General features: G+C 49.6%; 17 protein-coding genes. 9 read left to right on the top strand and 8 right to left on the bottom strand.

The genetic code is table 11. From position 1 onward, the window contains the following. The 5 genes from glyS to RSA72_RS05130 all read left to right on the top strand — a co-directional run. Positions 1–1514: glycine--tRNA ligase subunit beta (gene glyS / locus RSA72_RS05150; RefSeq protein ID WP_332632831.1), on the top strand; the 1514-nt coding region annotated here is incomplete at its 5' end. 82 nt (positions 1515–1596) lie between these two features. Next, positions 1597–2070 carry a hypothetical protein gene (locus RSA72_RS05145; protein WP_332623518.1) on the top strand — a complete coding sequence of 158 codons (474 nt, stop codon included), beginning with the start codon at positions 1597–1599 and terminating at the stop codon, positions 2068–2070. 193 nt (positions 2071–2263) lie between these two features. Further along, the gene (locus RSA72_RS05140) at positions 2264–4039 is read left to right on the top strand and encodes an AAA family ATPase (RefSeq protein WP_332623513.1); all 1776 of its coding nucleotides are present in this window, start codon (positions 2264–2266) and stop codon (positions 4037–4039) included. A gap of 73 nt (positions 4040–4112) precedes the next feature. Beyond that, a complete protein-coding gene (locus tag RSA72_RS05135; RefSeq protein ID WP_332623511.1) occupies positions 4113–4502 on the top strand; it encodes a hypothetical protein in 390 nt (129 codons plus the stop codon). Positions 4503–4742: 240 nt separating this feature from the next. After that, entirely contained in the window at positions 4743–5237 is a 495-nt protein-coding gene (locus RSA72_RS05130; RefSeq protein ID WP_332623508.1) for a hypothetical protein, read from the top strand. 170 nt (positions 5238–5407) lie between these two features. Here the strand turns inward: RSA72_RS05130 and RSA72_RS05125 are convergent, their stop codons facing one another. The 3 genes from RSA72_RS05125 to RSA72_RS05115 form a co-directional block, all read right to left on the bottom strand. Continuing rightward, positions 5408–6361 carry a 2-hydroxyacid dehydrogenase gene (locus tag RSA72_RS05125; protein ID WP_332623507.1) on the bottom strand — a complete coding sequence of 318 codons (954 nt, stop codon included), beginning with the start codon at positions 6359–6361 and terminating at the stop codon, positions 5408–5410. A gap of 110 nt (positions 6362–6471) precedes the next feature. Next, positions 6472–6693 carry a hypothetical protein gene (locus tag RSA72_RS05120; RefSeq protein WP_332623506.1) on the bottom strand — a complete coding sequence of 74 codons (222 nt, stop codon included), beginning with the start codon at positions 6691–6693 and terminating at the stop codon, positions 6472–6474. A 111-nt stretch (positions 6694–6804) separates the two neighbouring features. After that, on the bottom strand, positions 6805–8076 hold the full coding sequence (locus tag RSA72_RS05115; RefSeq protein WP_332623516.1) for a hypothetical protein: 1272 nt from the start codon (positions 8074–8076) through the stop codon (positions 6805–6807). Between the two features lie 118 nt (positions 8077–8194). Between RSA72_RS05115 and RSA72_RS05110 the strand changes: the two genes are divergently transcribed. Further along, complete coding sequence (locus tag RSA72_RS05110; RefSeq protein ID WP_332623504.1) at positions 8195–8977, top strand: class I SAM-dependent methyltransferase; 783 nt, start codon at positions 8195–8197, stop codon at positions 8975–8977. An 8-nt stretch (positions 8978–8985) separates the two neighbouring features. Continuing rightward, positions 8986–9546: a hypothetical protein gene (locus tag RSA72_RS05105; RefSeq protein WP_332623503.1), complete on the top strand. Its 561-nt coding sequence runs from the start codon at positions 8986–8988 to the stop codon at positions 9544–9546. Between the two features lie 582 nt (positions 9547–10128). On the opposite strand, the gene RSA72_RS05100 is transcribed toward RSA72_RS05105, so the two are convergent. From RSA72_RS05100 to RSA72_RS05090, 3 genes are all read right to left on the bottom strand, one after another. After that, positions 10129–10548 (bottom strand): GFA family protein, encoded by a 420-nt coding sequence (locus tag RSA72_RS05100; protein ID WP_332623060.1) that lies wholly within the window; start codon positions 10546–10548, stop codon positions 10129–10131. Positions 10549–10612: 64 nt separating this feature from the next. Further along, entirely contained in the window at positions 10613–11815 is a 1203-nt protein-coding gene (locus RSA72_RS05095; RefSeq protein WP_332623059.1) for a TIGR03862 family flavoprotein, read from the bottom strand. Beyond that, positions 11816–12463 carry an SAM-dependent methyltransferase gene (locus RSA72_RS05090; RefSeq protein WP_332623062.1) on the bottom strand — a complete coding sequence of 216 codons (648 nt, stop codon included), beginning with the start codon at positions 12461–12463 and terminating at the stop codon, positions 11816–11818. 83 nt (positions 12464–12546) lie between these two features. Here RSA72_RS05090 and RSA72_RS05085 point away from each other — a divergent pair, with 83 nt between their 5' ends. Both RSA72_RS05085 and RSA72_RS05080 read left to right on the top strand, forming a co-directional pair. After that, positions 12547–12732, top strand: coding sequence for a DNA gyrase inhibitor YacG (locus RSA72_RS05085; protein WP_332623058.1), 186 nt, complete (start codon positions 12547–12549; stop codon positions 12730–12732). A gap of 113 nt (positions 12733–12845) precedes the next feature. After that, the gene (locus tag RSA72_RS05080; protein WP_332623057.1) at positions 12846–13031 is read left to right on the top strand and encodes a hypothetical protein; all 186 of its coding nucleotides are present in this window, start codon (positions 12846–12848) and stop codon (positions 13029–13031) included. Between the two features lie 27 nt (positions 13032–13058). Here RSA72_RS05080 and RSA72_RS05075 read toward each other — a convergent pair whose 3' ends face one another. Together RSA72_RS05075 and hemH are read right to left on the bottom strand one after the other, a co-directional pair. Continuing rightward, positions 13059–13703, bottom strand: coding sequence for an MBL fold metallo-hydrolase (locus tag RSA72_RS05075; RefSeq protein ID WP_332623055.1), 645 nt, complete (start codon positions 13701–13703; stop codon positions 13059–13061). Positions 13704–13722: 19 nt separating this feature from the next. Then, complete coding sequence (gene hemH / locus RSA72_RS05070) at positions 13723–14736, bottom strand: ferrochelatase (RefSeq protein ID WP_332623054.1); 1014 nt, start codon at positions 14734–14736, stop codon at positions 13723–13725. Positions 14737–14795 lie beyond the last annotated feature (59 nt).

Below are 14795 nucleotides of genomic sequence, written 5' to 3'. Positions count from 1 at the left end.
CTTATGGTCACCGTTTCCATGCACCTGAAGCAATTACTTTAGCCAATGCAGATGCTTACTTAGATGCGCTTCGTGCTGCAAAAGTTGTAGCGAATTTTGAAGAACGTCAAGCCATCATCGACCAACAAGTCAAAGCACTTGCTGATGAAGTCAATGCGATTGCGATCGTTCCTGCTGATTTACGTGATGAAGTGACCGCATTGGTTGAATGGCCAGTTGCGCTTCGTGCAAGCTTTGAAGAACGTTTCCTTGCTGTGCCTCAAGAAGCATTGATCACCACCATGCAAGACAATCAGAAGTATTTCTGTTTGGTGAATGCTGACAATAAACTTCAACCTTATTTCATTACTGTTTCAAATATTGAGTCTAAAGATCCAACTCAAATCATTGAAGGGAATGAGAAAGTTGTACGCCCTCGTTTGTCTGATGCTGAATTCTTCTTCTTACAAGATCAAAAGCAACCGCTTGCATCTCGTAAAGAAAAATTAGCCAATATGGTTTTCCAAGCACAGTTGGGTACGCTTTGGAATAAATCTGAACGTATTGCCAAATTAGCTGTGGCTTTATCTGCAATCACAGGTGCGAATCCTGCGGATGCTGAAAAAGCAGCACTGCTTGCAAAATGTGACTTAACCTCTGAATTGGTCGGTGAATTCCCTGAACTTCAAGGTATTGCGGGCACTTACTATGCACGTATTGAAGGCGAGAATGATGAAGTTGCGGAAGCTTTAGGTGAGCAATATTTACCTAAATTTGCAGGTGACGTTTTACCTCAAACTAAAACTGGTACGACGATTGCCCTTGCTGATCGTTTAGATACGCTGACAGGTATTTTCGGTATTGGTCAAGCGCCTACAGGTTCGAAAGACCCGTTTGCTTTACGTCGTTCTGCGATTGGTATTTTGCGTTTAGTGACTGAAAACAATCTTGATGTTTCGATTGAAGAATTGATCAAGCTTGCTTTGGCTGCTTATGGCGATGTATTGAAAGACCATGACAAGACTTTAGCGGATGCGGTTGCATTCCTTGAAGGTCGTTACCGTGCGAAATATGAAGACCAAGGCGTTGCTGTTGATGTGATTCAAGCGGTTCAAGCGCTTTCTCCAAAATCACCACTTGATTTTGATAAGCGTGTGACTGCGGTGAATCATTTCCGTAGTTTGCCTGAAGCTGCTGCTTTGGCTGCTGCGAATAAACGTGTTGCCAATATCTTGGCGAAAGAAGCTGCACCTACGGGTGAGATTGTTGAGTCTAAATTAGTTGAAGATGCTGAAAAAGCACTTTATGCAGAGATTCAAAATATCCTGCCTGTGGTTCAACCGCTTTTAGCTGCAAAAGACTACACGGCTGCGCTTTCTAAGTTAGCTGCGTTACGTGCGCCAATTGATGCATTCTTTGAAGGTGTGATGGTCATGGCGGATGATGCGGATTTGAAAGCTAACCGTTTACGTTTACTGGCGCAGCTGCGTGATTTGTTTACCAGTGTTGCGGATATTTCGGTGTTGCAGCACTAAGCTGAATGATTGAAATAAAATGGGAACCCTGCTAGAAATAGCAGGGTTTTTTAATACTAAGAATAAATCAGCAGTAATCATAATGAATGCCTCTCCAATTAAAAAGTTTTACCGTATTGATGCTTACCTTGTGCTTTGCCATACCCTTTTGCTGGCATTCGGTTATGGCCTATGGAAGCTGCATCCTCATATACCAACCAAACCGGATATGAGTGGCCTATTCTTTATGATTATTTCTATTTTGGGCAGTTTTGCAGGACTGATTGTACTAGGTGTGACCCTGCCTCGTTTAGACCGCTCTGTCCGCAATTTATCAGTGAACAAATTTGTTTTGGCATTGCTGTATTGGGTCTCCAGTACCGCCATTTTTGTGCTGTTTGGCATCAGCAAATTCTTCTTCAATAATCCGCTCGTTCTGCTGATTTTTGTTTTGCTGTTTTTCGGCAGTGTTTATCTTTCGGTGATCCGCCTTGCAAATATGCGTAAAAAGGACTGGCTGATTTTAAGCGGGATTTTTGGAGCTATTGCTCTGTTTTTCTTTTTGCCGGAGTTTTAGAAAACGGCTTAAGCAAAAGATGCTGAGATCGGTTACGTTTACCAGCTCAGTTACGTGACTTGTTTACCAGTGTTGCGGATGTGAATGTGTTGTAGCACTAAACAACACAGATTGCAATTGATCAAAAAAAATACTATAAAGATAGTGGGTTTTTTATTAACCCATTAAAAATAATTTATAGGGGGTAATAAAAATGAGCGTAACTATTAAAGAATTAGAGATAAAAAATTTTAGATCATGTAAAGATACTAAAGTTTTAATGAAAAACTTTACAGCGCTTATTGGTTATAATAATGCTGGAAAATCAAACATAATTTTGGCGATTAAATTTCTTTTAGAAGGACTAAGTGCGAAAACATTTAACTACTACACAAATGCTAATAACCATGATGACCCTATAATTGTCACGGCAACTTTAATTAATGTAAAAGAAGAATTATTAAATCTACTAGAAGAAGATCATGCTACAAAGCTAAGACCATTTATTATTAATGAAGAGTTAAAAATTCAAAGATCAACATTTATCGAAAGTAATGGCAGGCAAAAAATTGTTGTTACATTATTCAATGGCAATGAATGGAAACCTATTCAATCTGGTATTGAACAATCAATTATAAAAATATTTCCTAAATTCATCCATATTGAAGCTATGTCTGATGCTCAGGAGGACTCAACAAAAAATAAAAGTGGTACAGCTATATCTAAACTTCTTGATCTTATCTCACTAGAAGTTCAGGAAAATTATCAGGAGCAATTCTCCTCTAGTTTAGCTATAGTATCAGAATTATTATCCCATGATGGTGAACAACGAATCGATGCGTTATCTACTGTAGACGCAGGAATCAATCATATTTTGCATAATTTTTTCCCTGATATTTCTGTAAAACTACATTTCCCAACACCAACGATTGAAGATATTTTTAAAAATGGAACTATTAAAATTTTTGAAAATGAAACAACTGAAAGGGATTTTTCAAATTTTGGACATGGTAGCCAACGTTCAATTCAAATGGCTTTGATACGCTATTTAGCAGATATTCAACAGAGCAATCCAAATTTAAGAAGATCAAATACTATTATTTGTATTGATGAACCAGAATTATATTTACATCCAACTACTATTGAATTAGTCCGTGATGCTTTGATCACTTTGGGTGATTTTGGCTATCAAATCATATTTTCGACTCATTCAGCGAGCCTTTTGTCTGCTAATCATGCAGTTAATGCAATCCAAATTTATAAAAATTCAGAATTAGGAACTCAAGCAAGACAACCAATTTCACATATCATTAATCAGATTTCTCAAAATCGATTCGCACAACTTAATGATGCCTTTAAATTAAATAATGCATCTCACATTTTCTTTAGTGATGAGGTTCTTCTAGTTGAGGGTAAAACTGAATTACGTGTATTACCGAATATTTATTCAAAAATTAAAGATCGCCCTTTTCACTTAAGAAAAATTGCTTTAATTGCGGTAGAAGGAAAACACAATTTAATTCCTATGCAGAAAGTTATTCAAGCTCTCGGTATTCCTGTTCGTATCATTGCTGATTTGGACTTTATTGGTAATTGTGCATTTTGGGAATTAATTGATAAAAACAATGCAAAAGATTTCGAAGATTTTAGAAAACTCGTTCAGGAATATAAAGATCACCCTGATTTACAAATAGATCTAGAACACACTATCAACTGCGATACTTTACGCCAAATTAAAGCAAAAAAATTTAATTCCATTGCTTTATTTCCTGATGCGAAACTTATAATTCAAAATATTCATAATTCTTTAAAAATTAAAAATATTTATATTTGGAAAAAAGGTGATATTGAATCTATTTATGGTTTTAATTCTAAGAAAGAACAAGAGTGGAAGCAGTTTAACTCTGCATTAATAAATAATGAAACCCCTTTAGAAAGCTTGATACATGACTTTGAACATCTCCAAGATGCTATTGAATGGATAAATTAACATTTTCAGGAATAGGCAACTCCTTCTTAATTCCCTATACTCAAACCAACAACACTCAACAAGAAAGAAGCTTATGAAACTGAAAACGCTCATTTTGACTGGTCTTGCGGGTATCGCACTTACAGCATGTACAACAGCGCCAAAAATTCCAACGCTGGACTTAGGGGTTCTGCAAGAAGTCAGCGACTTGGACGTCTATCCAAATACCACCAATAACAAAGCCAAACTAACCAAATTTGATGACAAATGCGTGATTGAATTTACCGGCAACCTGGAAGCCGGCAAAGTCATTGAACAGTGGTCATTCAAAGGCTATACCCTGATGACCGGCGGTTCGGCAACCTTCGCCAAAGACGGCACCAGCACTGCCACCAAGTTTGACCTGCATGCGCCAGACGTGCAAAAGAACTTCCTTGCGCTGCGCGGCAATTTCGCAAAAGATGCGCTGGCGCAATGTGACTGACCGGCGCGCCGGTTTCATCACCTGCAGCGGCCCGGCTTGCAGGTGATCCCTCCTTTCAGCGGCGCTGCAAAAGCCGCCTTGCAGAACAGCCCCCATTTCACTTTTGCCGATCAAGCATCAAAGCATTCTGCTGTATAAATTTCGCTACGCGCGCATGCAAGCTTTAAAAGCATGCTTATAATGAGGCCCTGAACCGGGCTTTAGGGCCTCTAAGACAACACATAGATAGAGGCCTGCGCCATGAAAATTTTCAGCCATATATTAAAAACTGCGCTCTGTGCAGGCTTAGCCCTAGCTTCGGCCTCACTGTGGGCGCAGACAGCGCAGCAAAGTCAAAAGCCGGTCAAGCCTTATGGCAGCAACCCGAATATTTTCCATGTCTGGGCCTATAAAACCCAGGAAGGCGTGCTGGGCACCGCTAAAAAGGCCGGCGGTGCGGCTGAGCGGGGCGTTGCCAAAGTGAAGCCGTCCGTTGATCAAGCCTGGGATAATACCAAAGACATCGCCAGCAACACTGTGCATAAAGTGGATGAAGGCGCGCAAAAAGCTGCGCAGAATGCGAATGCCAAAATTCAGGAAACTAAAGATGCGATTGGCGGCAAGCCGCAGCAGTCGGCGCCAATTGAGCAGCGCCCTTTAAGCGAGTCTTCCTCGGCCGGCAGCCCAGCTGCACCGAAAAAAGCAGCGCCTGCAGGCAGTTCAGCGCCTACGGCTTATCCGGTGACGGATCTGTAAGCCTGCAGCGGTAAAAGCTGATAAAAAACGCCCAGCATGATGCTGGGCATTTTCATTTTTAAGCCTGCTCTGTGAATAGAATGATATCTATCAATGCAGAATCAGCAATACAGCGCCTGCGCAAAATCCAGCGGAAGCATGGCACATCCGCTTCTATTCCAGATTAGCTGTCAATTCACTTTGCGGATCGGCAGGCCGGCTTGAAACGCCTCGGCATTTTCAATCAGCTGCTGCACAATGCGCTGCCGGGCATCGACACTGCCCCATGCGCTGTGCGGGGTAATGATCAGATTCGGAATGCTGCTGTCCAGCAAGACATTGCCGTCTGTAGGCGGTTCAACTGTTAAAACATCGGTGGCTGCGCCGGCAATCTGCCCCTGGCGCAAGGCATCGGCCAAAGCCTGCTCATTCACCACGCCGCCGCGCGCGCAGTTGATTAAAAACGCGCTGGGCTTCATTTTAGCGAAAGCCGCGGCGTCGACTAAATCCTGCGTATCTTCGGTCAGAGGGCAATGCAGGCTTAAAAAATCCGCCTGCGCCAGCAGCTCGGAAAAAGGCACGCGCTCCGCAGCCGCCGGACGCTTCGGCAGCGAAGCGACTAGGACTTTCATGCCAAAAGCCTGCGCCAGTTTCGCGACGGCTTTGCCCAGCTCGCCATAGCCGACCAGCCCCAAAGTTTTGCCGGACAGCTCAATAATCGGATAGTCCAGCAGGCAGAATTGGCTGGCTTTGTTCCATGCGCCGTTCTGCACAGCGCGGTCATACTGCCGGAAAGAAGCGGCTAAATTCAGCATCAGCATTAAAGTGTGCTGCGCCACAGCAGCTGTGCCGTAGCCTTGGCAGTTGCACACTGTCACGCCTTGGCGCTGGGCCTGCGCCAAATCAATATTGTTCGTGCCTGTGGCTGAAATTAAAATCAGCTTCAGCTGCGGGCACTGCTGCAGGGTTTCCGCATCCAGCGGCGCTTTGTTGCTGATAATGGCATCGGCATGCTGTACCCGTTCCAGCAGCTGCTGCGGCGCAGTGCCGGGATATAAAATCAGCTCATCAAAAACCGCATGCAGGCCGCTGAAGTCCAAGTCATTTTTATCCAATGATTCATAATCTAAAAAAACCGCCTTCATCTGCATCCTCTCGCTGTTATCCCTGCTGGCCCAATCCGGCAGCTTATGGCATTAAAGCCAAACCGGGCCTGCATTTCAAGGCAATTCCGCTGCAGGCATAAATAAGCCCGCTATTTTGCGGGCTTATCAATATGCTTGTCTAAATCATTGCGCAGCGAACGGCGGATTTTAATGGCGACATACACCGCCAAAGCCGCCAGCACAATCAGGCTGAGCGCAAATACGGCCAGCGCCGGCGGATAAGCGCCTTCGGCTTCCCGCGCATGGCTCAGGCCGGAAAACAGCGCGGAGAATATCAGGAAAAACGCAGCAAGCGCCGGACGGGACTGCATACTGATCACCCTTATATTTTTAGAAAGCCCATTGTTATCGGCAGCATCCCCTGCTGCGCTTTATTTGATCATAGCCCGATTGCAGGAAAACACAATAGGCTATTTTTCAGGCTAATTCTTTTCCGGCTGCGGCATGAATCTGCTGTGCTCATCCAGCGCGTCACTGAAATGCGCAGCGCCAAGCTCATCGGTGCTCAGGTTCTGCGCCTTATAGCTGATGACATAGCAATCGGCATATTTTTTCATGACCAGCGGATGCATGCCCAGCGGCAGCTCGTCCTGCTGCGGCACCAGCTTCATCATCTGGCGGTCATTCATAGCCACCAGATAGGACTGGTCATTCCAGCTGATCTGCACCAGCCCATTGCCTTTGGCGTAAACCGGAATCAGGAATTTATGATTCAGGGCAATCGCGCCGGCGGCGTAGCTTTCCACTTTCTGGCTGATGACATTAAATACCAGGCCATGTCCATAGGCGTCCTGCAGCAGGCTGCGCTTTTCCTGCGGCATGCTGACTTCAATGCCCAGTTTGGCCAAGTCCTGCTGATCAACCTGCTTATTGCTGAACAGCTCGCGCAGCAAGGCCTGCTTCTGCTTGGCATCAAAAAACTGGCTGTCCAGCGCCAGATCATTGCTCTTCAGAATATGGCCCAGCGCTTCGCGGTGGCGCGGCAGCAGGCTTTCAATCACTTTGCGGTAATAGAATTTGCTGTTCTTTTTTACCCGGCGCATTTTCCGGTAAAAATAGCTGGCCTCAAAAGGATGGAGCAGGAAGTCATGCACCAGCTCCGAGCTGGCCAGAACTGCTATCGCATCGTGGCCGGTATAAGGCAGGTGCAGCAGGTGCGCATGCGGAATCAGCGGCTTCAGATGCTCAACATGCACGCGGTCCGCCGCATAGTACGGGTCAAACACCACAATGTATTCGCACTCGGGCGAAACGTCCTGCGGCTTAATCTGCATGCTGCCGTTGAGTTCCGGCTGGTAGAACATGTTGTAGCGGGTATCTTCCACATCATCCGGGTCAATCGAATACTGCGGCACCAGCGCCACCACGCGCTGCGCATGCAGCAGGCTGGAATATTTAATGGCCGCATAGCCGCCCATCGAGCCGCCGTAGGCGATGCGCTGCTGAAACGGCGCGATCACCGGCTGAATGCTGTCCAGCATGGCGGCGATGGAACGCTCAGGGAACCATGACTTCTGCTTCGGCATAATGCCAATCACATTAAAATCAAATTTGTGCAGTGATTTTTCAGCATTCACGCTTAAGCCTTTGGCCCGCGTAATCAAATCGCCAAAGGAGAAAATCAGCTCTTCGGACGAACCTTTAAGGAAAATGACCCGAATCTGTTCATCTTCAAAAATAATCTGTTTATCCATCATTGCACCGTTATCAAGTCCTTCTGCATCATTCATGAAATTCCATACGCTGTCAAAAGCCGCCGCACAGGGGAATATGCTATTTTATAGAGGAGTCAGGGATTAAAAATTGCAGAATATGACACAATCACTCCATCCTGCCGCAGAAAAAGGCTTTAGCGCTGCCGCGGCGCTGTATCAGCAAGCGCGCCCCAGCTATCCCGCCGAAATCAGCGCGTGGCTGCAGCAGCGCTTGAATTTAGGCCCGCAGGATGCGCTGCTGGATTTGGGCGCAGGCACAGGCAAGTTCCTGCCCTGCCTGAAAGCCGTCAGCGCCAATATCACGGCGGCTGAACCGGTGCCTGAAATGCTGCAGCAGCTGCGCCTGGCGCATCCCGAGGTTGAAGCCGTACAGGCATTCAGCAGCGCGCTTCCCCTGCCAAGCCAGTCGGTGCGGGCAGTGTTCTGCGCGCAGTCATTCCACTGGTTCGCCACAGCTGAAACTTTAGCGGAAATTCACCGCATTTTACAGCAGGACGGCGATCTGGTGCTGATCTGGAATCAGCGCGATATCCGCACCGGCTGGGTCAAGGCTCTGGCCGATATTCTTGCCCCGCTTGAAGGCGATGCGCCGCGCTGCCGCAGCGGACAGTGGAAGCAGGCCTTTGAGCAGCAGCCATGGTTTAAGCTGGAAGAGGAAATGACCTTCAGCCAGCTGCATCATGGCACAGTAGAGCAGGTGGTGTCCAAGCGCCTGCTGTCCGCGAGCTTTATCGCCGCCCTGCCGCAGGCGCAGCAGCAGGCGCTGAAACTGCAGTTTGAACAGGCGGTTTTTGAGCACAGCGGCAAGCGGGCGCAGGATGAGATTGATTTTCCCTATATCACCCAAGTTTATGTCTTTAAAAAAACAGCCGAGAAATAAGGTGACCTATGCGACCAGCGCTTAAAATTTTATGCCTGCCGGCTTTGGCCAGCGCAGCCCTGCTCCTTGCCGGCTGCGACCGCAGCAAGGAAGCGGAAAAGCCGTCCGCGGAAATTACCCAGGATGACCAGATCATGCGCGAGCTGGCTTCTGAGCCGGTCAAGGCATTCGCCAAAACGCCGGATGATGCGCAGGACATTCAGGCATTGACTGACTTTGACCAGCGCTTCAGCGCCGTCAGCGATGACATGGAAGACGAACTGATGCAGATGAAGGAAAACGGCTCGCTGACGCCGGAATTCGCCGCGGCGCGCAAGCGCGACAATATTCAGTCTGCGCTGCGCATGCTGAAGGAGCTGGATTTGAAAACTGAACAGGGCCGCTATATTCAGGGCCTGATGTATCAGTACTGGGATACTCAGGGCAAGCTGCTGGATCAGCCACAGGCTGAGCAAAGCGCGCAAAAGCCAAGTGAAAACATTCAGGGCTTAGGGCAGTTTATCCATGCGCAGGAACAGCTGGATCACTGGCAGGCGCAGTATCCGGAACTGACAAAGCCCGCCAGTTAAGTAATGCTGATCAGTTAAGGAGTTTCGCAATAAACTTCTGAACTGACGGGCTATTCACGGCGGAGTCCTGCCTTTTTTAAATTCTATATTTGGAGCCATTGCTGTCCCATATAGCTAATTACCTAAATAGCTGCCACACAGAAAACCTAATAAAATCATATTTTATGGGAAATTATGTTTGGTACAGACTTCGAAACTTAGCGGTATAGCTAAGTTCTCTTAAACGACTCCGTGAAAATCCCCTTAGCTTCCTAGACCCTTGAGTAAAATAAACTTCGGATACGCGTGTGCGGCAGGGATGCCGCACGTTGCCCATCACGGCAAGGACGCCGTGCATGGGCAGCAAAAGACTTTTGCTCCTTTGGGTCTTTCCAAAGGAGTATCTTGCCTGCGCAAAGGCATTGAAACTTTTAAAGCAAAATGAGGCAGTGCAAGCATCATCGTTATTGCCGAAATAATTAACGTGACTAAAATCCAGTGCAATCATATTTTATAGGCAATAATGCGTAATATAGACTTTAAAATTTAGCTATAACTGATCCCAGCAGCTGCGCTCAGGCCTTTTCCAAGGCCAACTCCCGCCTAGAAACTTTCAGGCCGTTCCGCATACTGCGGCAGATCATCCGCAATCTGCTCCCATTCCGCTTTGGATGCGGTGAAGATATGGCAGACCGGGCGCTGCGCAAGCGGCGTATCCAGCGTGCCGATGCGCAGGCGGTAAAAGTCCGGCGTCTCGGCTTTGATACTGATGACCGGCGAACCGCAATGGCCGCAGAAGCAGCGCTGCGTGCCGGCGCTGGAGGCAAACTTTTTCAGCGCATCCTCGCCGGCAGTGAAGGTGAAATCCGCCCGCGCCACCGGCGCATTGGCAGCATAGGCCGTGCCGTTGGCTTTGCGGCACTTGGAGCAGTGGCACTGCATAATGCCGCCGATTTTTCCATGAATTTCATAGTGCACCGCGCCGCATAAACAGCTGCCGGTATATTTTTCTGCTGTGCTCATATTTTTTCATTCGGCTGGAAGGAAACATGAACATAGCATGCCGGCAGTGCAAAAATGCCGCTGCTCAGACCTTGGCCGATAAATATTCATGCACGCCGTGCCCGGCGGCCCGCCCTGTGGCAAAACATGCGGTCAGCAGGTAGCCGCCGGTCGGCGCATCCCAGTTCAGCATTTCGCCGGCGCAGAACACCGCAGGGTTGGCCCGCAGCTGCAGCTGAGCGGTCAAGGCTTCGGGCTTAATGCCCCCCGCGCAGCTGATGGCTTCTTCAATCGGGCGGAAACCATTTAAGGGAATGCGCAGCTGCTTAATCCGCTGCGCCAGCTGTTCAGGCTGCTGCCAAAACTCTTTAGCCACCAGTTCACGCACCAGGCTGGCTTTGGCCGCATCCAGCCCGGCTTTGCGCCAGACATTGCTCAGCGACTGCTTTTTGCCGGGCTGCAGCTTTTTCGCCAGCTGTCCGGCGCTTTGATCCGGCAATAAATCCAGATGCAGCGCCATCGGCTGCCGGTTTTTCGCCAGCTGGCGCAGCGCCCGGCCCTGCCTGTAAATCAAGCCGCTTTCCAGGCCGTAATGCGAGATGACAATATCGCCTGCAGATTTTTTCGCATGCTCAACCCACGCCTCCACCCGCTTCAGGGGCTGGCCAAACACCGGCTGCATGAATGCAGACCAGCGGATTTCCACGCCGGCATTGCTGGCCTGAAAAGGTTCAATATCCTGCGCATTCAGCCACTGCTGCCATGCGCCGTCACTGCCGAGCTGCGGCCACGACACCGCGCCGCAGGCCATCACAATGGCGTCAAAAGCTTCGCAGCAGACACTGCCCTGCAGCAGGTCTTTCAGCTCCAGAACGTTCTGCTGCAGGCTAAGCGCCTGATGACGGTAATGGAATTTCACCCCCTGCTGCGCCAGGCGCTTCAGCCAGGCGCGCAGCAAAGGCGCCGCTTTCATTTCAACCGGAAACACCCGGCCGGAAGAGCCGATATACGATTCAATGCCTAAGCCCTTCATCCAGTTTTGAATCCAGGCCGCGTCCCACTGCCGCACCCACGGCGCCAGCCATTCCGCCTGATCATAGCGCTGCAGGAACTGCTCAGCCGGCTCAGCATGGGAAATATTCAGCCCGGTCTTGCCGGCCATTAAAAACTTGCGGGCCGCCGAAGGCTTCTGCTCATAGACATGCACGTCATAATCATGCCGGCTCAGCACTTCCGCCGCCATCAGGCCTGCCGGGCCTGCGCCGATCACTGCAATGCGCCCGCCCATTTATTGCACCGCCTGCTCAGGCTTTTGGCCCTGCAAAGGCTGGAAATCATCAAAACGCGTCGCATAGCCTGCAGGCTTAGTGATGATCAGCTGCTGGCACAGCTCACCGCGCTCTAAATACTTGATTTCAAAGTGCGTGCGCGCCGAATCCTGCGCAACCGCTTCTTTGACAAACGGCAGTTTCCAGACTTCAATCAGCTGCTGCTGCGCCTCTGCGATATACTCAGGAATATTGCTGGCGAGGGTAATGCGGCCGCCAGCCTGCAGGCGCGACAGCAGGAATTCAAAAAACGGCATATTCAGCCAGCGCTGCGCCGGGTTATGCGGCTCCGGATTCGGATACAGGATAAACAGCTGCTCCACTTGCGCCGGAAACAGCGCATGCACCGCCCAAGGCACCGCATCCGCATGTACAGGCTGCAGATTGCTTTGCCCTTCTGCGTCATGCTGCTTCTGCATGCAGAGGAATTTTTCCCGCGTGCGCTCGACCGCAATCAGCTGTTTTTCCGGATTCTGGCCGCTGAACAGCAAAGCATGCCGGCCTTTGCCGGCGCCTATTTCCACGCAAACCGGCTGGCGGGCAATGGCTTGAAAATCGCGGGGGGCATGCATGCGCTGCGCTTGAAATTGACGAATCGGCATAATCAGATCAAACTAATAAAAACGGCATCAGTCTAACAATTGCGGCCGTATTTGCCTAATTGAATCCTCTGTTTTTGCTTGGAGCTGCTATGCCTACTACCCTGACTTGTCCGCGCTGCGGTGAACTGACCGCTTGGGAAAATAATCCATACCGGCCATTCTGCTCAGACCGCTGCAAGCTGATTGATTTAGGCGCATGGGCCAATGACCAATACCGGCTGCCGACTCAGGATGCGCCGCAGGCCGAGGCCGGTTCAAGAGATGATTTATTTTAAATCAGCTTTTAAACCGCTTCTGAATTTAAATTTAATTTACAGAATCATACAGCTGTCATCAAAAGCCCCTATCCTGCCCCTATAAAAACTAAAATTTTTCAGGGAATTTCTGCATGAAATTGGGGATGCTGTATGTGGCGCTCTGCCTATTTGCCCTGCTGGGCGCAGGCAGCTTATGCGCGGGTCTGTATCAGGCCGACCTGCTGATCTGCGCGGTCGGCATCCTGCTGATTTCCGCGGCCGGACTGATTTTTTTAGAAGCGCGCAAGCAGCAGGCCGATCCATTTAAAAAAGACTGATGCCTGCATCAGCCGTTTTGCGGCAGCTTAGCCGGCTTTGCCCGCCACAAAGGGATTATGCTGCTTTTCAAAGCCAATGGTGCTGACCGGGCCATGGCCGGAAATAAACTGGGTTTCATCCGGCAGGCTGAAGCATTCGCGCTGAATCGAATCCAGCAGCTGCTGATGGTCACCGCGCGGAAAATCCGTACGGCCAATCGAGCCTTTAAACAGCACATCGCCAGTCCATAAAAGGCCGTAATTGCGGTTATAAAACATCACATGGCCGGGGGTGTGGCCCGGCGCAAAACGCACTTCAAAGGCTTCATTGCCCAATTTCAGGGTTTCCCCGCCTTCCAGCCACTGCGTCACCTGCACTTTTTCCGGAACCGGAAAACCGTAGCGCGCGGACACTTCCTGAATCATGTCCAGCCAAAAAGCGTCTTCTTTATGCGGGCCAATCACCGGCACATTCCAAAGTTTTTTCAGCGCGCCGGCCGCCCCGGCATGGTCTAAGTGGCCATGCGTCAGCCAAAGCGCCTGCACTTTCAGGCCCAAAGCCTCAACTTCGGCCTGCAGTTTTTCCGGCTCGCCGCCGGCATCAATCAAAACTGCTTCTTTGCTTTCAGAGTCCCAAACAATTGAACAGTTTTGCTGAAATGCCGTAACCGGCACAATTTTGACTTGCAGCATTTGGCTGAACCTCAGAATTTCAGTGGGCTAATATGTGCTTTAAGGCGTCAAGATTAGCCTGAAGCAGGCTGTTGAGCAATTGCAAATGATCCGCGCGCGCGTTCAGCGCCGGAATATAGCTGTAGCTGCCGCCGCCAGCGGCGGTAAATAATTCCGCATTCTGCAGGGCCAGTTCTTCCAGCGTTTCCAGGCAGTCCGCGGAAAAAGCCGGACTGATCACCTGCACCGACTGCACGCCCTGTCCGCCCCATTGCTGCAGCAGGGCGTCAGTATAGGGCTTGACCCATTCCTGCTTGCCGAAGCGCGACTGAAAGCTGATGGCCCATTGCTGATCGCTCAGGCCCAGCTCGGCAGCCAGCAGCTGCGCCGTCACGCGGCAGCGCTCCGCGTAGGGGTCGCCCTTGTCGGCATAGGGCTGCGGAATGCCGTGAAAGGACATCAGCAGCTTTTCCGGCTGCCCATGCGCAGCCTGATAATCGCGCACGCTTTGCGCCAGCGACTGAATGAATAAAGGATGCTGATAATAGTCGCGGATAACCGACAGGCCCGGCAGATTGCGCTGCTGCGGAATCCATTTGGCCAGCGCGTCGTACAGTGGCGCGGTGGAAGTGGCCGAATACTGCGGAAACAGCGGCAGCAGAATCAGATGGTCTTGCGGATCCTGCGCCAGCTGCTGCAGCAGCGCGCCGATGCCTGGATTGCCGTAAGTCATGGCAGGAACGACATTCAAGTCAAATTCAGGATACTGTACAGTCAATGCAGCTTTAACCGCCTCCGCCTGCTGCAGCAGGATTTCCCGCATCGGAGAGTCGCTGTTCCACACCATGGCATAGGCATGCGCAACGCGCTTGGGCCGGAACGGCAGAATGAACAAGCGCAGGATCAGCTGCCAAAGCGGCTTGGGAATTTCAATCACGCGCTGATCCGATAAAAACTGCTTCAGAAACTGGCGCACTGCGGGAACGTCCGGCGCGTCCGGCGTTCCCAGATTGGCCAAAATAACCGTGATTTTTGCTTTCGCTGCAGCAGACATCAAACCCTTCCAATTAACCTGAACAGCAGTACTGTAACAGTTTTACCGCGCCGCGCTAA

Origin of the sequence: Acinetobacter sp. (assembly GCF_036659555.1) — a bacterium.
Classification (GTDB): domain Bacteria; phylum Pseudomonadota; class Gammaproteobacteria; order Pseudomonadales; family Moraxellaceae; genus Acinetobacter.
Note: the sequence above shows the minus strand (reverse complement) of the source record. Positions and strands in the feature narration are given on the sequence as shown.